Origin of the sequence: Actinomadura scrupuli (genome assembly GCF_050971785.1) — a bacterium.
Lineage (GTDB): Bacteria > Actinomycetota > Actinomycetes > Streptosporangiales > Streptosporangiaceae > Actinomadura_E > Actinomadura_E scrupuli.
The window spans coordinates 1279473-1296593 of the sequence record NZ_JBPCCU010000001.1; the positions used below are offsets into that span (position 1 = coordinate 1279473).

Annotated in this window: 19 protein-coding genes; 10 read left to right on the plus strand and 9 right to left on the minus strand. The window is 70.7% G+C overall.

The features are described 5' to 3' along the window. The first annotated feature begins 113 nt into the window (after positions 1-113). The 3 genes from ACRYCC_RS05905 to ACRYCC_RS05915 are packed head-to-tail and all read left to right on the plus strand — an operon-like array spanning position 114 to position 3064. A complete protein-coding gene (locus tag ACRYCC_RS05905) occupies positions 114-1112 on the plus strand; it encodes an acyl-CoA dehydrogenase family protein (RefSeq protein ID WP_433809462.1) in 999 nt (332 codons plus the stop codon). Beyond that, a complete protein-coding gene (locus ACRYCC_RS05910; protein WP_433809463.1) occupies positions 1096-2271 on the plus strand; it encodes an acyl-CoA dehydrogenase family protein in 1176 nt (391 codons plus the stop codon). The genes ACRYCC_RS05905 and ACRYCC_RS05910 overlap by 17 nt, the downstream gene beginning before the upstream one ends. A 10-nt stretch (positions 2272-2281) precedes the next feature. Then, entirely contained in the window at positions 2282-3064 is a 783-nt protein-coding gene (locus ACRYCC_RS05915) for an enoyl-CoA hydratase (RefSeq protein WP_433809465.1), read from the plus strand. Between the two features lie 21 nt (positions 3065-3085). Here ACRYCC_RS05915 and ACRYCC_RS05920 read toward each other — a convergent pair whose 3' ends face one another. The 9 genes from ACRYCC_RS05920 to ACRYCC_RS05960 form a co-directional block, all read right to left on the minus strand. Beyond that, a complete protein-coding gene (locus ACRYCC_RS05920; RefSeq protein WP_433809466.1) occupies positions 3086-3868 on the minus strand; it encodes an acyl-CoA dehydrogenase family protein in 783 nt (260 codons plus the stop codon). 2 nt (positions 3869-3870) lie between these two features. Beyond that, a complete protein-coding gene (locus ACRYCC_RS05925; RefSeq protein ID WP_433809468.1) occupies positions 3871-4959 on the minus strand; it encodes an acyl-CoA dehydrogenase family protein in 1089 nt (362 codons plus the stop codon). Further along, a complete protein-coding gene (locus ACRYCC_RS05930) occupies positions 4956-5366 on the minus strand; it encodes a nuclear transport factor 2 family protein (protein WP_433809470.1) in 411 nt (136 codons plus the stop codon). The genes ACRYCC_RS05925 and ACRYCC_RS05930 overlap by 4 nt, the downstream gene beginning before the upstream one ends. Beyond that, a complete protein-coding gene (locus ACRYCC_RS05935) occupies positions 5356-6564 on the minus strand; it encodes a metal-dependent hydrolase family protein (RefSeq protein ID WP_433809472.1) in 1209 nt (402 codons plus the stop codon). The genes ACRYCC_RS05930 and ACRYCC_RS05935 overlap by 11 nt, the downstream gene beginning before the upstream one ends. 1 nt (position 6565) lies before the next feature. Further along, positions 6566-6889 (minus strand): hypothetical protein, encoded by a 324-nt coding sequence (locus tag ACRYCC_RS05940; protein ID WP_433809474.1) that lies wholly within the window; start codon positions 6887-6889, stop codon positions 6566-6568. Then, positions 6873-8138 carry an aromatic ring-hydroxylating oxygenase subunit alpha gene (locus tag ACRYCC_RS05945; protein WP_433809476.1) on the minus strand — a complete coding sequence of 422 codons (1266 nt, stop codon included), beginning with the start codon at positions 8136-8138 and terminating at the stop codon, positions 6873-6875. The genes ACRYCC_RS05940 and ACRYCC_RS05945 overlap by 17 nt, the downstream gene beginning before the upstream one ends. 4 nt (positions 8139-8142) lie before the next feature. Continuing rightward, on the minus strand, positions 8143-8673 hold the full coding sequence (locus ACRYCC_RS05950; RefSeq protein WP_433809478.1) for a carboxymuconolactone decarboxylase family protein: 531 nt from the start codon (positions 8671-8673) through the stop codon (positions 8143-8145). Further along, a complete protein-coding gene (locus ACRYCC_RS05955; RefSeq protein WP_433809480.1) occupies positions 8673-8804 on the minus strand; it encodes a hypothetical protein in 132 nt (43 codons plus the stop codon). Before ACRYCC_RS05955 ends, ACRYCC_RS05950 begins: the two co-directional genes overlap by 1 nt. Before the next feature lie 74 nt (positions 8805-8878). Continuing rightward, complete coding sequence (locus ACRYCC_RS05960) at positions 8879-9349, minus strand: pyridoxamine 5'-phosphate oxidase family protein (protein WP_433809482.1); 471 nt, start codon at positions 9347-9349, stop codon at positions 8879-8881. Positions 9350-9755: 406 nt separating this feature from the next. Here ACRYCC_RS05960 and ACRYCC_RS05965 point away from each other — a divergent pair, with 406 nt between their 5' ends. From ACRYCC_RS05965 to ACRYCC_RS05995, 7 genes are all read left to right on the plus strand, one after another. Then, the gene (locus ACRYCC_RS05965; protein ID WP_433809484.1) at positions 9756-11126 is read left to right on the plus strand and encodes an ABC transporter substrate-binding protein; all 1371 of its coding nucleotides are present in this window, start codon (positions 9756-9758) and stop codon (positions 11124-11126) included. Beyond that, positions 11127-13241 carry a branched-chain amino acid ABC transporter permease gene (locus ACRYCC_RS05970; RefSeq protein ID WP_433809486.1) on the plus strand — a complete coding sequence of 705 codons (2115 nt, stop codon included), beginning with the start codon at positions 11127-11129 and terminating at the stop codon, positions 13239-13241. A 4-nt stretch (positions 13242-13245) separates the two neighbouring features. Continuing rightward, a complete protein-coding gene (locus tag ACRYCC_RS05975) occupies positions 13246-13932 on the plus strand; it encodes an ABC transporter ATP-binding protein (RefSeq protein WP_433809488.1) in 687 nt (228 codons plus the stop codon). Beyond that, positions 13929-14636: an ABC transporter ATP-binding protein gene (locus ACRYCC_RS05980; protein WP_433809490.1), complete on the plus strand. Its 708-nt coding sequence runs from the start codon at positions 13929-13931 to the stop codon at positions 14634-14636. The genes ACRYCC_RS05975 and ACRYCC_RS05980 overlap by 4 nt, the downstream gene beginning before the upstream one ends. Continuing rightward, positions 14633-15016, plus strand: coding sequence for a hypothetical protein (locus ACRYCC_RS05985; protein ID WP_433809492.1), 384 nt, complete (start codon positions 14633-14635; stop codon positions 15014-15016). The genes ACRYCC_RS05980 and ACRYCC_RS05985 overlap by 4 nt, the downstream gene beginning before the upstream one ends. Before the next feature lie 81 nt (positions 15017-15097). Further along, the gene (locus ACRYCC_RS05990; RefSeq protein WP_433809493.1) at positions 15098-16393 is read left to right on the plus strand and encodes an amidohydrolase family protein; all 1296 of its coding nucleotides are present in this window, start codon (positions 15098-15100) and stop codon (positions 16391-16393) included. After that, positions 16390-17115 (plus strand): enoyl-CoA hydratase-related protein, encoded by a 726-nt coding sequence (locus ACRYCC_RS05995; protein ID WP_433809495.1) that lies wholly within the window; start codon positions 16390-16392, stop codon positions 17113-17115. Before ACRYCC_RS05990 ends, ACRYCC_RS05995 begins: the two co-directional genes overlap by 4 nt. Positions 17116-17121: the final 6 nt, after the last annotated feature.

The following is a 17121-nucleotide window of genomic DNA, read 5'->3' on the forward strand; positions in this document are numbered from 1 at the left end:
CTTCCCATTGATGAGAATGCTATTCTCAAACCAGCACAATCGAAACACCGGCGAGGGGATTTTCGTGACTGGGGACTTCCAACTGACCGGCCCCGGGCTGTCAGGAGGCCGGGATGCTCTTTGAGCTCGACGCCGACCAGCGCCTGTGGCAGGAGACCGTACGCAAGGCCGTCGCCAAGGAATGCCCGGCAACGCTGATCCGGCAGGTCGTCGACGACGGAGTGGACCCGGCTCCGCTCTGGCGGGTCTACGGCGACCTCGGCTGGACCGGTCTCACCGATCCCGCCGAGACCGTGGAGCTCGCGATCGTCCTGGAGGAACTGGGACGGGCCACCGATCCCACGCCGTACCTGGCGACGATGACCCAGTTCGTCCCTCTCGCGCCGGAGACCGCCCGGCCGGGACAGTCCGGGGCGGCAGTGCTCGGCGGAGTGACCGCGCGCCGCGACGGCGGTGGCTGGCTGTTGGACGGCACCGGGCACCACGTCCTGGACGGCGACCGCGCCGACTGGTTCGCCGTCGTCACCGGGGAGGGCGTCTTCGTCGTTCCCGCCGGCGAGGTGACCGCCGTGCGCACCCCCGTCTTCGATCCGGTGCTGCACGTCGCCGAGGTCGTGTTCTCCGGCGTGCGGGTGACCGGCCAGGACCGGAGCGCGGCCGACCCGGAGCGGGCCCGCCACGTCGCCCTCACCGGCCTGGCCCTGACCATGGTCGGCGCCTGCCGTCGTGTCCTCGACCTGGCCATCGAGCATGTGCGCACCCGGCACCAGTTCGGCGCCCCGATCGGCTCGTTCCAGGCGGTCCAGCACAAGGCGGCCGACATGTACGTGGCGATCGAACGGGCCCGCGCCCTCGCCTACTACGCGGCGCTGACGATCGCCGCCGACGACCCGCGCCGCCGCGATGCCGCCTCGATGGCCAAGGCCGCCGCGGGAGAGTGCCAGTCCCTGGTGTTCCGCAACGGCTACCAGCTGTTCGGTGCCATGGGTTACACGTGGGAGAACGACCTGCAGTTCGCGCTCAAGCGGGCCAAGGCCGGCGAGCTGCTGCTCGGTGGCGCGGCCGAGCACCGGGCCCTGATCGCCGAGGAGTACCGTGCAGCTGACCTTTGACCCCGACGTCGAGGCTTTCCGGGCCGAGTTCGTGGCGTTTCTCGCCGAGCATCTGCCCACGGAGGCCGAGGCCTCGGAGCGGTCCCGCTCCAGCGCCCATATCCCCGGCTGGGCCCGCCGCTGGCAGCGGCTCCAGTTCGACCACGGCTGGCTGCTGCCCGGCAACCCGCCGGAGTTCGGCGGCCGCAACGCCACCCTCCTGCAGCAGTACGTCCACCTGGAGGAGCTGGCCCGGCGCCGGATCTACCACAGCTTCAACCCCCAGGGCCTCGGCATCATCGCCGCCTCGCTGCTCTCGTTCGGTTCGGAGGAGCACAAGCGGCGCTGGGCCGTTCCGATCCTCCGCGCGGAGCTCACCGCCGCACTCGGGATGAGCGAGCCCGGCGCCGGCTCCGACCTGGCCTCGCTGCGCACCCGCGCGGTCCTGGACGGCGACCACTTCGTGGTGAACGGCCAGAAGGTCTGGACGTCCGGCGCGCACGACGCCGACGTCCTGCTCGCCTTCGTCCGTACCGATCCCGACGCGCCCAAGCACAAGGGCATCAGCGTGCTGCTGATCCCCACGGACACGCCCGGCGTGACCCGCCGCCCGTTCGGCTCGATCGCCGCCCCCGACGACCTGGACTTCAACGAGGTCTTCTTCGAGGACGTCCGGGTGCCCGCGGAGAACCTCGTCGGCGAGCTGCACAAGGGCTGGCGGGTGGCGACCGGCTCCCTCGGCCACGAGCGCACCATGCTGTGGCTGAGCTTCGCCGAGCGGCTGGAGGACCTGATCCGCGACTTCCGGCCGGCCGCGGCGCTGGACCGCGACTGGTACGCCACGCTCATCATGGACGCCCAGGCCCTCCGCCTGCTGGGGTCCGCGGCCCTGGCGCGTGCCGCGCGGGGCGACCAGGACGTCGCGGCCCTGTCCGTCCTGAAGCTGCTCGGCTCGGAAGCGGTTCAGAACGCCACGGAACGAGCGCTGGAGGCGGCGGGGCCGGCCGCCCTCGCCCATCCCGCGACCACGGCGCACCCCTCCCACATGAGACTGGAGGTCTTCTCCTCCGGCTGGTTCGAACGCTACGCGCGGAGCTTCGGCGGCACCATCGCCGGCGGTACCTCCGAGATCCAGCGGACGATCATCGCCGAGCGGGTGCTCGGACTGCCCCGAAGCTGAGAGGTCCCACGTGAACGTTCTCTACGAGGTCGCCGACCGGATCGCGACCCTCACCCTCAACCGGCCCGAGGTCGCCAACGCGCAGAGCTCGGCACTCCTCGACGAGCTCGACGCCGCCTGGACCAGGGCCGCGGAGGACGACGACGTGGCGGTGATCGTCCTGCGCGGGGAGGGCAGGCACTTCTCCTCGGGCCACGACCTGAACGACCGCTGGCCGCCGCCGGAGGAGATCACCCTGGAGTGGATCTACCGGGCGGAGAGCCGCCGCTATCTGGAGTACACGCTGCGCTGGCGGAACGTGCCGAAGCCGTCGATCGCGGCCGTCCAGGGGCGGTGCATCGCGGGCGGTCTGATGCTGTGCTGGCCGTGCGACCTGATCGTCGCCGCCGAGGACGCCCTGTTCTCCGATCCGGTCGTCACCATGGGCATCGGGGGCGTCGAATATCACGGGCACACGTGGGAGCTCGGCGCTCGCAAGGCCAAGGAGATCCTCTTCACCGGACGCCCGCTGACCGCCGAGGAGGCCGAGCGGATCGGCATGGTCAACCGGGTGGTGCCGCGGGACCGGCTGGACGCCGAGTCGAGGGCGCTGGCCGAGCGGATCGCCGCGATGCCGCCGTTCGGGCTCCGCCAGGCCAAACGCGCGGTCAACCAGACGCTGGACGTCCAGGGCTTCCACGCCGCGGTCCAGTCGGTCTTCGACGTGCACCAGACCGGGCACGGCAACGCCCTCAGCGTCGGCGGCTACCCGATCCTGGTGAAGCTGGACGAGATGAAGGCGAAACTGCAGTAGGCCCGGACCGCACGGCGCCGGTCACAGGTGAACGAGCCGCGGGGCCGAGCGTTCCTCCCGCAGGAGCGCTCCGGCCTCGCGGGTCAGTTCGCGGGCGCTGCCCAGCAGGCCGTCCAGGACGAGGGCGCGGCGGACGTGCCGGTGCAGGCCGTGCTCGGCGGTGAAACCGATCCCCCCGAGCACCTGCTGGCAGTGGCGGGCCGTGACGAGCGCCGCCTGTCCGGCCGCCGCCTTGGCCAGCAGCGAGCCGAGGTCGTCCGTGGCGGCGACCAGGGTCGCCTCGGCGCCCTCCAGGGCGACGAGGCTCTCGGCGAGCCGGTGCCGGACGGCCTGGAACGAGGCGAGGGGCCGGCCGAACTGGACGCGGTCCAGAGCGTGCGACCGGGCGAGGGCGAGCATGGCCCGCCCGGTGCCGACCAGCCACCAGCCGAGCGCCCGGCGGCCCGCGGCGAGCGCCACCGGGTCCCCGTCCGGCACCGGGAACAACGGCAGGTCACCGTCCAGCGCGCCGCTCGTCCGGTCGGCGCGCTCCCACACGACCCACGAACCGCCCGCATAGGGCAGCGGCAGGGTGCCCCCGACGCGGCCTCCCGCGGCGTCGAGCAGGACGTCGTTGACCAGGGGGGCGTGCGCCCCGGTCTCGCCGAGAAGGCGGAAGACCAGCGGCACCGCGACGTCCGGCAGCTCCGCGAGCAGGTCGGGCCAGCCGAGCTCGACCATCGCCTGGTCGAGGACGCGGCCGGTCGCCGCCGCCATCGCCTTGCGCAGCGTCTCGGCGAGCAGGTCCCGTTCCGCGGCGTCCATGCTCACTCTCTCCCCAGATCCAGTAGCCGGCGGGCGATGATGTTGCGCTGGATCTCCGCGGTGCCGCCGTAGATGGTGGCCGCCCGCGAGAACAGGTAGTCCGGCCGCCACGAGGACTCGGTCAGCTCCAGGACGCCGGGCAGCAGATCGCGGACGGTGTCGAACAGGCGCTGCTCCGCGCCGGCCAGCAGCACTTTGTCGACCGAGGTCTCCGGGCCGAGCCGGGCCCCGTCGGCCAGCCGCCGCTGGGTCGCGTGCGACCGGCAGCGGGCGGTGTGCAGCGCCAGGTACGCGGCGCCGAGAGCGGCGTCGTCCGGCACCGTCGTCTCGGCCAGGAGCCGGTCCAGCCGCGTGTACAGATGGGCGATCCGGTGCCAGAAGCAGGTGGAGCGCTCGTGGGGGAGCAGGTCCATCGCGAGCCGCCAGCCGTCCCCGGGAACGCCGAGCATCCGGTCGCCGGGAACGACCACGTCGTCGAGGAACACCTCGGCGAACTCGTCGACGCCGTGCATCGTGCGCAACGGCCTGACGGTGATGCCGGGGGCGTCCATGTCGACGAAGAAAGCGGTGATCCCGCCGTGCCCCGGGCCGGTGCGGGTGAGCAGGACGCAGCGGGCGGCGTACTGGGCCAGGCTCGTCCAGACCTTCTGGCCGTTGACCACCCAGTCGGCGCCGCGGGGGACCGCCCGGGTGGTCAGGGACGCCAGGTCACTGCCGGAACCGGGTTCGGAGAACCCCTGGCACCACTGCTCACGCCCGCTGAGCAGCAGGGGGACCATCTCCGCCGCCAGCGGAGGCGGGGCATAGGAGATCATCGTCGGGGCGAGGACCTCGACCATCGAATAGATGCCCGGCTCGGCCAGGCCACGGCCGGCGACCTCCTCGCCGAGCACCGCCCGGAGCACGGCGGGGCCGCCCAGCCCGCCGACCTCGGCGGGCCAGCCGTAGCGCATCCAGTCCGCGTCGTACAGGGCGCGACGCACCCGGGCGAGCTGAGCGACCTGCCCGTCCAGGGAGCGGTCGGGCCCGGGGGACAGGTCGTGACCGTCGAGCCAGGCCTCCAGATCAGCGCGGAACCGCGTGACGTTCATGCACCGGGCTTGTAGGCGTGCGGGCGTCCCGAGTCATGTGCCCCGCTCCGGCGGATGAACGTCATGGCCCTGGTCCGCAGCCGCCAGCCTTCGGCGGTCCGCCGGTAGGTGTCGTTGTAGTAGCCGATCCGCATCTCGTGGGTGGTCTGGTCGATGAAGCACAGCGGCTGGGTGCCGGTCGCGGTGTCACCGGACAGTTCGACGGCGGCCGTTCCCGTGAGGAACAGTCCCTTGGGAGCCGCGGCGACCAGCGCCGGGAACTCGGCGAGGGGATAGGTGTCTCCGAAGGCGCTGTAGGTGCCGTCGGGGGTGAAGACCCCGAGCAGCCCCTCGATGTCGCCCTGGGTGATGGTCACCGCGTAGCGGGCGAGCAGTTGGTGGATCTCCACCAGGTCGTCAGTGGACAAAGACCTTTCCGCCTTTCATTACGAACCGTACGTTCTGCGTGACGGTGATGTCCTGCAGCGGGTCGCCGGGAACGGCGATGACGTCGGCGAGCAGGCCCTCGGCGAGCCGTCCCCGGTCGGTGACGCAGATCAGCTCGGCGGCCGTGACGGTCGCCGCCCGCAGCACCGCCAGCGGGCTCATGCCGCGTCCGACCAGCGCGACCAGCTCGCTCGCGTTCTTGCCGTGCGGTATCGCGGGCGCGTCGGTGCCGACCGCGATCCGCACCCCGGCCTCGATGGCGGCCCGGATCGACGCACGGGCGAGCGGGAACATCTCGGCCGCCTTGGCCTGGAGCTCGGGGGCGGCCTTGGACACGTCCATGCCGTCGGCCAGGAAGGTGGTCGGCACCAGAAAGGTCCCGCGCTCGACCATCAGCGCGATCGCGTCGTCGTCGATGAGGAAGCCGTGCTCGATGCAGTCGATGCCCGCCTCGACCGCCGCCCGTACCGCGTCCGCGCCGTGGGTGTGCGCCGCGACCCGCAGGCCTCGCCGGTGCGCCTCGTCGACGATGGCGCGCAGTTCCTCGTCGGAGTAGTGCTGGGCGCCGGGCAGGCCGGTGTGCGACATGACCCCGCCCGAGGCGCACACCTTGATCAGCTGCGCGCCGTGCTTGATCTGGTACCGGACGGACCGGCGCACCTCGTCGACACCGTTGGCGATGCCCTCCTCGACCGTCAGCGGCAGCACGCCGGGTGCGAACGCGGCGAACATGGTCGGGTCGAGGTGCCCGCCCGTCGGAGTGATCGCGTGCCCGGCCGGCACGATCCGGGGACCGTCGATCCAGCCCGCGTCGATCGCCTTGGCGAGGGCGACGTCCAGCAGGTAGCCGCCGGTCTTCACGAACAGCCCCAGGTTCCGGACGGTCGTGAATCCGGCGCGCAGCGTGCGGCGGGCGTTGCCGACCGCACGCAGCATGCGCAGTGGCGGATCGTCCTGGACCGGTGAGTACGCGGCGGTCTCGCCGCGCCCGCCCATGAGCAGGTTGACCTCCATGTCCATGAGACCGGGCAGGAGGATCAGCTCGCCGAGATCAAGGATCTCGCCTTCCGCCGGGCCACCGACACCGGCGATCCGGTCACCCTCGATCCGCAGGATCCCGGGCCGGACGATGTGCCCCGTGTCGAGGTCGAGCAGCCCGGCCGCTTTGAGCGTCAGCACGTCAGACCACGGGTTCCTTGATCAGGTCCAGGTAGGCGGCGCCGCTGTCGGGGACACGGGGCTGCTTCCACACCTCCACGGGGAACGACACCATGACCAGGGACTGCATGAGGTGCATCAGGGTGCGGGCCTCGTCGGGGAGGTCGTCCCAGTCGAACGTGTCGCAGTAGGCGATCGCGTCCTCCAAGCGGGGGAAGGCGGCGTCGTAGAAGTCCTGCATCTCGGCCATGGAGGAGGCCAGGCGGCGGGCGTAGCGTTCCGGTTCGGTGGGCAGCGCCCAGGCCGCGTACGGCTTCAGGTCCTCGAACTCAGCGGGCAGCGGCATCGCGGTACTCCTTGACGTAGTCGCCGACGACCTTGTGCAGGTGACGGAGGAGGATCTCCTGGTCGTTCAGGGGGAACTCCGTGACCGCGCGCGAGGCCAGCATCGACTGGGTGGCCTCCAGGGTGTTGGCGTCCTGGAGGGCGTACTCCTTGAAGGTCACCGCGGCGAGTTCCTGGGCCAGCCGTTCGCGGGCGTTCTTCGGCGGGACGAAGTAGAGGCTGGTCTCGAAGATGTGCCGGTCCACGGCGGTCGGCCAGTAGTGGTAGGTGAGGTACCAGCCGGGTGCCCAGAACAGCAGCGTGAAGTTGGGGAAGAACTCGAAGGAGTCGGTGCCCCAGGACTTGTGGCGGGCCGGGTTGATGCCGGGGGGCAGGGGGTCGAGGCCGTCGATGTCGGGCCGGTCCCAGGGCCCGAACAGGCCGCTGCGCAGGGTCCGTTCGATCGGCTTGACCATGCTGGGGTCCTTGGGCGGGGCCATGCCGCCCCAGGACGAGATCATCGAGTGGGGGCTCTTCAGGTCGTAGTGCAGCGCCTCGAAGCCGTAGCCGAGCAGCCGGTCGGCCTCGTCCTTGACGGCCTGCTTCTGGTGCAGGACGGGTGCGTGGTAGAACTCGGCGAACGCGTCGATGAACAGCTTCCAGTTGCTGCCGATCTCCGCCGTGTAGGTGTAGACCTCGGTCATCTCGTGGAACGGATAGCCCTCGACGCTCTTGGCCATCTCACCGAGGTACTCCGTGAGGGTCTCCTGCGGGTCGAGGTTGACGAAGATGAAGCCCTCCCAGACGTCGCAGGCGACCTCCTTCAGCCCGTAGTCGGCCTTGTCGAGGTCGAAGAACTCGCCCTCCTGCTGGACGAAGGTGAGCTTGCCGGTGAGGTCGTAGCGCCAGCCGTGGTACTTGCAGGCGAACTGGCGGCAGGTGCCGGCCGTCTCCGCGCCGGGGAAGTCGTTCCACACGAGCTTGTTGCCGCGGTGACGGCAGATGTTGTGAAAGGCCCGGATCTTCCCGTCCGCGCCTTTGACGATCACCAGCGAAGTCCCCGCGGCGGCCAGTTCCTTCGTGAAGTACGTGCCGGTGCGCGGGACGCGTTCCACCCGGCCGACGTTCAGCCAGGTGCGCCGGAAGATGGCGGCGCGCTCGTCCTCGTAGTAGGCGGGGTCGATGGAATCGGTGTAGTCGACGGGGCCGGTCCCGAGCTCGGGGTGCTGCTCGGTCCAGCTTCCCTCCGCCGGCTTGACGAAGTGGGGCACGGGTCTACCTTTCGTCCTCGGGCTCGATGCCGAAGGTGTTGAAGGCCATGGCCAGCAGGCAGTAGGCGCCGATCGTGAAGACCAGGTCCATCCGCTGGCGCTCATCGAGGTGCTCGCTGAGCGCGGCCCAGGTCCGGTCGGACAGTTCGGAGTCGTCGTCGAGCTCGTCGACGGCGTTGAGGACCGCGATCTCGAGCCCGTCGGTGGCCTCGCCGCGCGCGGCGGCCTCGATCTCGGCTTCGGACAGGCCCGCCCTCGCGGCCAGCTTCACGTGTTGCGTCCACTCGTACACACAGCCGCGGCGGCGGGCGACCCGCAGGATCGCCAGCTCGCGCAGGCGGGCCGGCAGCGTGGAACGCAGCAGCAGATGGGCGTTGAAGGTCAGGAAGGCCCCGGTCAGGGCGGGGTGGCGGACCAGCGTGGCCAGCGCGTTTCCGGCATTGCGTGGATCGCGCCGGTCTTCGGGCAGCAGGCCGGCCAGCGCGGTGCGCGCCCGCTCGTCCCACTGGTCTCCCGGCAGCGGGGGGAGGCGCATCAGAGGTGCCTCCGGTGGCCGGCGCCGCCGGCCCGGCCGATGCGGTGACCGGCCTCCCGGGAACGGACGAGGGGACGGGCCGCCGCGACATGGTCGTGGTCCGCACCGGTCACCAGGGCGGTGGTGGTCATACGATCCCCTTCCCTTTTCAGAGAATAACATTCTCAATTCTGAGTGTAAGGTTTTCACGGGTGGGGCCGTGGCGTCAACGTCCTCGGCGGAGCTTGGCGAAGTCCCAGCTCACGATCTTTTTCGGGGAGAGTCGGAGCCAGGCGTGCCGGCCGTCGTACCGGAAGTCGCCACCGCCCGCGTACTTGTCCGCGAAGAGCCGTTCCGGGCCGGTGAGCGCGTCGAGCGGCTCGCCTCTGCGGGGCACCTCGCCGACGATCTGCGCGCTGCCCTGTAGCTCGACCCCGCGGAGGCGCAGGAAGTCGGCGCCTCCCGCGTCGACGATCACGCTGAGCCGCGGATCGCGGTCCAGGTCGGCCCAGCGCTGGCTGCGGACCAGTGAGTTGAGCCACAGGGCGGTTCCGTCCCACACGAACCACAGCGCGCTGGTGTGCGGATGCCCGCTCAGGCCCACGGTGGCGACCCGGCAGACCTGCTGGGTCCGCAGGAAGGCGTCCCGCTCGTCGTCGGTCATCGCCATCGCGATGCCTCTGCGCTGTCCCGTCATGCTTCCTCCCTTGAAACGCATGGTTGATTCTCGCTCAGTGAGAAGCTAGCTTCCTCTCAGCGAGAGGATGTCAGATGACGGTAGAAGGTGACTGCCTCCAGCTCATGGTCACGACGCCCCAGGAGGATCAGCGCCGCCGGACCGCCGAGCCGGTCCCGGTGCGCGGGGCGGTCGCCGTCGATCCGGTCGCTGGTATCACCCCGGGACCTGAGGACCTGTCCTCCGGTGGAGCCGTGACGGGCTCCCGCTGGAGGAGCCCGGGGTCGCACGCCCACCCCGCATTCACCCCCGGACCGGGCAGATCCTGCTCGGTCTCGACTGGCCTCGTACCACCGAGCTCAAGGCGGCAAGGGCTCTCACCTGATTCACATCGGTCATCGGGGACAGCACTGAGGAGGAACTTCCCGTGAAATCGCATACCCCCATCGCCGCCCTCGCAGCGGTCGCCCTGCTCGCCGCCGGATGCGGCGGCCGCAGCGGCTCCGACGGCGAAGAGACACCCACCAAGGCCGCGCAGGCCGTCTCGGGCGACTTCGGTGACCTGAAGGGCATCTGCAAGTCCGGCAAGGCGACCGGCACCCCGGCGCAGGGGGTCACCGCGGACCAGATCAAGGTCGGCGTCTTCACCGACCTGGGCTTCACCAAGAACCCGGAGTTCGTGGACGCCGCGAAGGTGTTCACGTCCTGGTGCAACGACGCGGGAGGCGTCAACGGCCGCAAGCTCGTCGCCGACGTCCGGGACACGAAGCTGTTCGAGGTCCGCCAGCGGATGCTCGAATCCTGCCGCGAGGACTTCGCGCTCGTCGGCGGTGGCGCGGCCCTGGACGGCACGGGCGTCAAGGACCGGCTGTCCTGCCTGTTGCCGGCCTTCCCCGCCCAGGCGGTCCAGCTCGAGAACAACGGCTCGGAACTGCAGCTCACCCAGACGGGCGGCGGGTCCTACAACCGTTACGCGGGTTACTACCACTGGCTGATGAAGGAGGGCTACCCGGGCTCGGCGGGCAAGGTCGGCGTGCTCTCCGGTGACTCCCCGATCACCAAGGCCCTCACCGAGCAGGTGAAGGAGGGCCTCAAGGCCGCCGGCGCCACGTTCGCCTACACCGACGTCTTCCCGGTCCAGGGCGTCTCGGACTGGACCCCCTACGCCCAGGCCATCAAGGCCAAGGGCGTCAAGGGGCTGGTGTACTACGGGGACTTCCGGCAGCTCGCCAAGCTCGAAGAGGTCCTCACCAACATCGGCTACAAGCTCGACTGGGTCGACGCCAACAACAACGCCTACAACCCCGCCTTCCTCCAGATCGCGGGCAAGTCGCTGGCCTCCCAGAACAACCTGGCCGACCTCAGCGGGGTCTACCCGCTGGAGAACGCCTCCGCCAACCCCGCGACCAAGCAGGTCATCGACCTGTTCGCCAAGTACGCGCCCAAGGCGCACGTGACGTTGCCGGTGCTGCGGGCCTTCTCCGCCTGGCTGCTGTTCACCAAGTCCGCCGCGTCCTGCGGGGACGACCTCACCCGCAAGTGCGTCTACGACGCCGCCGTCAAGGAGACCGCGTGGACGGGGGCCGGCCTCCAGGCTCCGGTCGACCTCTCCCAGCTCGACGCCCCGCTGAAGTGCTTCAACGTCGAGAAGGCCACCCCGCAGGGCTGGAAGCCCGCCGACTTCAAGCCCAACCAGGGCGCCTACCGGTGTGACGCTCCCGCGTACAAGTTCACCGGTCCCTACACCAAGCCGCTCACCCTCGCGAACGTCGGCAAGACCATGAACGACTTCAAGTAGATGGAGCAATTCCTGATCTTCGGTGTTGTAGGGCTGAGCACAGCCGCGATCTACGCGGTCATCGGCAGCGGGCTGGTGCTCACCTACACCACCACCGGCGTGTTCAACTTCGCGCACGGGGCGTCGGGCATGTTCGCGGCGTTCGCCTACTGGCAGCTCACCATCGGCTGGGGATGGCCGGTCCCGGTCGCCCTGGCGATGGTGCTGCTCGTGCTCGCCCCGGGCTTCGGCCTGCTGATCGAGCGGGTCGTGATGCGGCCCGTGCAGGCTCTGGGCGAGGCCGAACGGCTGGTCATGACGATCGCGCTGCTGAGCGGGCTCATCGCCGTCGCCCGATGGATCTGGGATCCGAACGTCTCACGGTCGCTGCCGACCTTCTTCGCCGATCGCACGCCCTTCCATGTCGGGCCGACCACCATCACCTGGCATCAGGCCGTCACGATGGTGGTCGCGGTGGCGGTCGCGGCCGGTCTGCGGATCCTGCTGACCCGGACCCGGACCGGCACGGAGATGCGGGCGACCGTCGACGACCGGGCGCTGGTCGGGCTGACGGGAGCCGATCCGGTCCGGGCGAACCGGGTCGCGTGGATGCTCGGTACCCAGCTGGCGGCGGTCGGCGGCATCCTCATCGCGCCGATCGTCGCGCTGGACGCCGCGCAGCTCTCGCTGCTGATCGTCAGCGCCTACAGCGCCGCGATATTCGGCAGGATGCGGAGCCTTCCGCTCACCTTCGCCGGCGCGATCGTCGTCGGCTGCCTGGAGAGCTACCTGACCGGCTACCTCCCGCAGAACGACTATCTGCCGGGGGTGCGGCTGGCCGCGCCCGCACTGCTGCTGTTCGTGGCGCTGCTGGCGTTCCCGCACCGGCGGCTGCGGGGCCGGGACCGCCGGTTGCGCCAGGTGCCGGTGCCGACGATGCGCGGGACGGCGGTGTTCGCGCTGGCGACCGTGGCCTTCGGCGTGGTGCTGGCGTCGGTGCTGGGCCAGGGCGACCTCATCACCTACGGGCCGATCTTCTCACTCGGCGTGGTGGCGTTGTCGTTCGTCCCGCTGTCCGGATTCGCGGGTCAGATCTCGCTGTGCCAGCTGAGCGTGGCGGGGATCGGCGCGGTCGTGTGGGCGCACCTCGGTGCCCATGGGCAGCCGTGGGCGCTCGGCGCCACGGTCGTCATCTCGGCGCTGGCCGGGGCGCTCATCGCGCTTCCGGCGCTGCGTCTGTCCGGGGTGTACCTGGCGCTGGGGACGGCCGCCTTCGCGGTCGTCCTCGATCGGTGGATCTTCACGCTGCCGTCGTTCGACCTGCTCGGCGTGCGGATCTCGCTGTTCGACCAGGGCTCGGTGGAGGTGATCGGGCCCCGGCTCTTCGGATTCCAGCTGGACACCGAGGCGGAACTGATGGTGCTCGCCGCGGTCTGCCTCGCGCTCGCCTCGATCGGGGTGGCGGCGCTGCGCCGCGGGAGGTTCGGGCGGAGGCTGATCGCGCTACGGGACAGCGAGGCGGCCTACGCCACGCTCGGCGGCAACCTGCTGGTGGCCAAGGTGGCGGTGTTCGCACTGGCGGCGGGCATCGCGGGCCTCGGCGGGGCCCTGTACGGGATGCAGCAACGGTCGATCACGGCCGACCAGTTCAACTTCGTGGCGGGGTTGCCGATCTTCCTGATCGCGGTCGTCGCCGGTCTCGGCAGTGTCGGGACGGGCCTGTTCTCCGGTACCGCCTTCGTGGTGCCGTTGAGCGGGCTGGTCGCGGTGGCGCCCTGGTCGCAGAACCTCGTCGCGCTGCTGCCCGGACTGGCCGGGATCGGGATCGGCAACAATCCCGGCGGCGTCGTGGCCGGGATGCGGCACCGCTGGGAGCCGGTGGCCCGGGACCGGATCGCCCCTCCCGTGCTGCTCTGCGGGCTCGCGCTGGGATGGGTCCTGCGGCTCGGCGACGTGATCAGTGGCTGGACGTTCCTGGGCGGTTCGCTGGTTCTGGCGCTGGCGCTGCAGGCCTACGCGGCCGCGCGAGCGGCCACGCCGGCCGAGCCCGAGGTCCCGATGGAGTGGTGGGGCGTGCGGCGTGCCTGGCGGCCGGAGGACGAGGGGGTGCTGGTCCGTGGCATCGCTGGAGGTTAGCGGCGTGACCGTCGCCTTCGGCGGGAACCGCGCACTGGACGGGGTCGGCATGGCGGCCGAAGCCGGCCGGATCACGGGACTGATCGGGCCCAACGGCGCGGGGAAGAGCACCCTGTTCGACGTCGTGTCCGGACTGCGCCGGCCCTCGTCGGGGCGGGTGCTCCTCGACGGGCGGGACGTCACCCGGATGCGGCCCGCGCGCCGGGCCCGGCACGGGCTGGCCCGGACGTTCCAGCGGCTGGAGCTCTTCGGCCGGCTGAGTGTCCGCGACAACCTGCTCGTCGCCGCGGAACTGGGACCCGAACGGCGGCGGGCGGGCCAGGCCGTCACCGAGATCCTCGGCAGGCTCGGCCTGACGGCGATCGCCGACACTCACGCGGACACACTGCCCACCGGGGTGGGCCGCCTGGTGGAGGTGGGCAGGGCGCTGGCGGTACGTCCGGCGTTCCTCCTCCTCGACGAGCCCGCGGCCGGTCAGGACGGCGAGGAGACCGAACGGTTCGCCGACCTGCTGCGTTCGCTGGCCGGCGACGGGATGGCCGTCGTCCTGGTCGAACACGACATGGGCCTGGTCATGAGCGTCTGCGACGAGGTGTACGTCCTGGACCTGGGGAAGATCATCGCGGTCGGCCCGCCCGAGCTGATCCGGCGCGACGAGACCGTCCTGGCGGCCTACCTGGGGGACGCATGAGCGCACTGCTCGAACTACGCGACGTATGCGCCGCCTACGACCGGATCGCCGTCCTGCACGGCGTGGATCTGAGCGTCTCCGCCGGCCAGGTGGTGGCGTTGCTCGGCCCGAACGGGGCGGGCAAGACGACCACGCTGCGGGTCGCCGCGGGGGTCCACCCGGCCGGGTCCGGCCGGGTGCTGCTGGGGGGCCGGGACGTGACCGGAGCCGACCCCCGCGATCTGGCGCGCGCCGGGGTCTGCCTGATCCCCGAGGGCCGCGGAGTGTTCCCCAACCTGTCCGTCCGCGACAACCTCCTGATGATGACCTTCACCGGCCGCTCCCGCGAGGAGATCGAGGAGATCACGTTCGCGCGGTTCCCCGCCCTCGCCCCGCGTGCCGCACAGGCCGCCGGAACCCTGTCCGGCGGCGAACAGCAGATGCTCGCGCTCGCCCGGGGGCTGGCCACCGATCCCGCCGTACTGCTGCTGGACGAACTCTCCATGGGGCTGGCCCCCCTGGTCGTCGGCCGGCTGTACGAGCAGGTCGCCGAGATCGCCCGGCAGGGCGTCGCCGTGCTGGTCGTCGAGCAGTTCGCGGCCGCCGTCCTCGGCATCGCCGACCACGCGGCCGTACTGGTGCGCGGCCGGGTCGAACGGCGGGGCCACCCCGACGGCGGATTGCGCGCCGACCTGTCCGCCCTCTACCTGGGGAGTTCCACATGACCTCGACCGAGACGCGTGCGGACCGCTTCGTCCGCGAACTGGCGGAACTCAAGATCCCCGACCCGGCCACCGGGAGGGCCCGTCTCTGGCTGCGCCTCGGGGTGGCGCTGATGGTGCTCGGCCTGGTGCTCGGGGCGTCGGCCTACCTGATGTCCCACGGCACCCGCAATGCGCTCGTCCAGCGGGACGCCCTCGCGCTCGGGCTCGGCGGGATCAGCGCGAGCGTCGTGGGCGCGGCGCTCTTCCTGCGCTATTCGCTCACCGGCTTCCTGCGGTTCTGGATGGCCCGCCAGTCCTACGACCTGGCCCAGCTCGGCGACCGCCTGCTCGAAAAGGAGGTGCGGCATGACCTCACCAGCCCCGACTCCGCGTCCCGGTGACCGGCCCACCGGCACCGACGGTGTCCCGATGACCCTCAAAGCGGCCAAGCCGCTGCCCGCTTCGGACTGAAAGGGGCCGTCATGAAGAAGGACGACCTGATCTTGATCAGTGTTGACGACCACATCATCGAGCCGCCCGACATGTTCGTGAACCATCTGCCGGAGCGTTACCGCGACGACGCCCCGCAGCTCGTGCACCGTGACGACGGCACCGATGTGTGGAAGTTCCGGGACGCGGTGATCCCAAACTCGGCCCTCAACGCCGTGGCCGGGCGGCCGAAGGAGGAGTACGGGCTGGAGCCGCAGGGGTTGGACGAGATCCGGCCCGGCTGTTACGACGTGCACGAGCGGGTCAAGGACATGGACGCGGGCGGCATCCTGGCGTCGATGAACTTCCCGTCCTTCCCCGGGTTCGCGGCCCGGTTGTTCGCCACCGACGACCCCGACTTCTCGTTGGCGCTGGTGCGCGCCTACAACGACTGGCACATCGATGAGTGGTGCGCGGCGTATCCGGGGCGGTTCATCCCGATGGCGTTGCCGGCGATCTGGGACCCGGAGTTGTGCGCGGCGGAGGTGCGCCGGGTGGCGGAGAAGGGGTGCCGGTCGCTGACGTTCACCGAGAATCCGGCCGTCCTCGGATACCCGAGCTTCCACAGCGAGCACTGGGACCCCCTCTGGCGGGCGCTGTGCGACACCGGGACGGTGCTGAATGTGCATATCGGGTCGTCGGGGCGGTTGGCGGTGCCGGCGGTGGATTCGCCGCCGGATGTGCTGATCACGTTGCAGCCGATGAACATCGTCTCGGCGGCGGCGGATCTGTTGTGGTCGCGGGTGATCAAGGAGTTCCCGGCCATCCGGATCGCGTTGTCCGAGGGCGGCACCGGGTGGATCCCCTACTTCCTGGAGCGGGTGGACCGCACGTTCGAGATGCACGCCACCTGGACGTTGCAGGATTTCGGGGGGAGGTTGCCCAGTGAGGTGTTCCGGGAGCATTTCCTGACGTGTTTCATCAGTGATCCGTTGGGGGTGCGGTTGCGGCATGACATCGGGATCGACAACATCTGCTGGGAGGCGGACTATCCGCACAGCGACTCGATGTGGCCGGGGGCTCCGGAGGAGTTGTCGGCGGTGCTGGACAAGTGGCAGGTGCCGGATGAGGACACCCGCAAGATGACCCACGAGAACGCCATGCGGTGGTACTCCTTCGATCCCTTCACCCACATCCCCCGAGACCAGGCCACCGTCGCGGCCCTGCGCAAACGCTCCGAAGGCCACGACGTCTCCATCCGCTCGCGCAGTCACCGGATCATCGATCCCGCGGACAAGCTCGAGGCGTACCGATCCAGGGCGCGCGCGGCCGTGGCAGCGGCCAAATGAGCGACGTGGTCCTGACCGAGCGGGTCGGCAACGTGCTGGTGGCGACGCTGAACCGGCCCGAGGTGCGCAATGCCCTCAATCCCGCGCTGATGGACGAGCTGTCCGCGGCGCTGCGCGCCGCGGACGCCGACCCGGAGGTCCGGGCCATCGTCCTGACCGGGGCGGGAACGGTCTTCTGCGCCGGACTCGACCTGAAGGCGTTCGGGAGCGGCGGTGATTTCAAGGGACTGCTCTGGTTCTACCACCAGGGCGTCGCCACCCCGGTCATCGCGGCGCTGAACGGACCGGCGCTGGCCGGGGGTTTCGAACTGTTGCTGGCGTGCGACCTGGTCGTCGCGGCAGAGGACGCGAAGCTCGGGATCAGCGAGGTCAAGCGAGGGCTGTTCGCGGCCGGGGGAGGGACGACGCTCTCCGCCCGGGTGCCCATGGCGGTCGCGCTGGAGATGGGACTCACCGGCGATCCGATCACTGCGGTGCGCGCCCAGGAGATCGGGCTGGTGAACCGGGTCGTTCCCGCCGGGCAGGTGCGGGCCGAGGCCCTCGCCCTGGCCGTGCGGATCACCGGCAACGGGCCGCTGGGCGTCGCGATGACCAAGAAGCTGATGCGCGAGCGCCGGTGGGGTGATCCGGCCGAGGTCGAGACGGTCTTTCGCAGTGCCGACGCGGTGGAGGGTGCCCGGGCGTTCGCCGAGCGCAGGCCGCCGGTCTGGACGGGACGGTGAGCCGGG

Coding starts and splice junctions, on each gene's coding strand:
- ACRYCC_RS05995 (WP_433809495.1), top strand. CDS start 16,390: ATGAGCGACGTGGTCCTGACCGAGCGGGTCGGCAACGTGCTGGTGGCG.
- ACRYCC_RS05985 (WP_433809492.1), top strand. CDS start 14,633: ATGACCTCGACCGAGACGCGTGCGGACCGCTTCGTCCGCGAACTGGCG.
- ACRYCC_RS05940 (WP_433809474.1), bottom strand. CDS start 6,889: ATGCCGCTGCCCGCTGAGTTCGAGGACCTGAAGCCGTACGCGGCCTGG.
- ACRYCC_RS05920 (WP_433809466.1), bottom strand. CDS start 3,868: ATGGACGCCGCGGAACGGGACCTGCTCGCCGAGACGCTGCGCAAGGCG.
- ACRYCC_RS05970 (WP_433809486.1), top strand. CDS start 11,127: ATGGAGCAATTCCTGATCTTCGGTGTTGTAGGGCTGAGCACAGCCGCG.
- ACRYCC_RS05960 (WP_433809482.1), bottom strand. CDS start 9,349: ATGACGGGACAGCGCAGAGGCATCGCGATGGCGATGACCGACGACGAG.
- ACRYCC_RS05990 (WP_433809493.1), top strand. CDS start 15,098: ATGAAGAAGGACGACCTGATCTTGATCAGTGTTGACGACCACATCATC.
- ACRYCC_RS05950 (WP_433809478.1), bottom strand. CDS start 8,673: ATGCGCCTCCCCCCGCTGCCGGGAGACCAGTGGGACGAGCGGGCGCGC.
- ACRYCC_RS05980 (WP_433809490.1), top strand. CDS start 13,929: ATGAGCGCACTGCTCGAACTACGCGACGTATGCGCCGCCTACGACCGG.
- ACRYCC_RS05905 (WP_433809462.1), top strand. CDS start 114: ATGCTCTTTGAGCTCGACGCCGACCAGCGCCTGTGGCAGGAGACCGTA.
- ACRYCC_RS05925 (WP_433809468.1), bottom strand. CDS start 4,959: ATGAACGTCACGCGGTTCCGCGCTGATCTGGAGGCCTGGCTCGACGGT.
- ACRYCC_RS05955 (WP_433809480.1), bottom strand. CDS start 8,804: ATGACCACCACCGCCCTGGTGACCGGTGCGGACCACGACCATGTCGCG.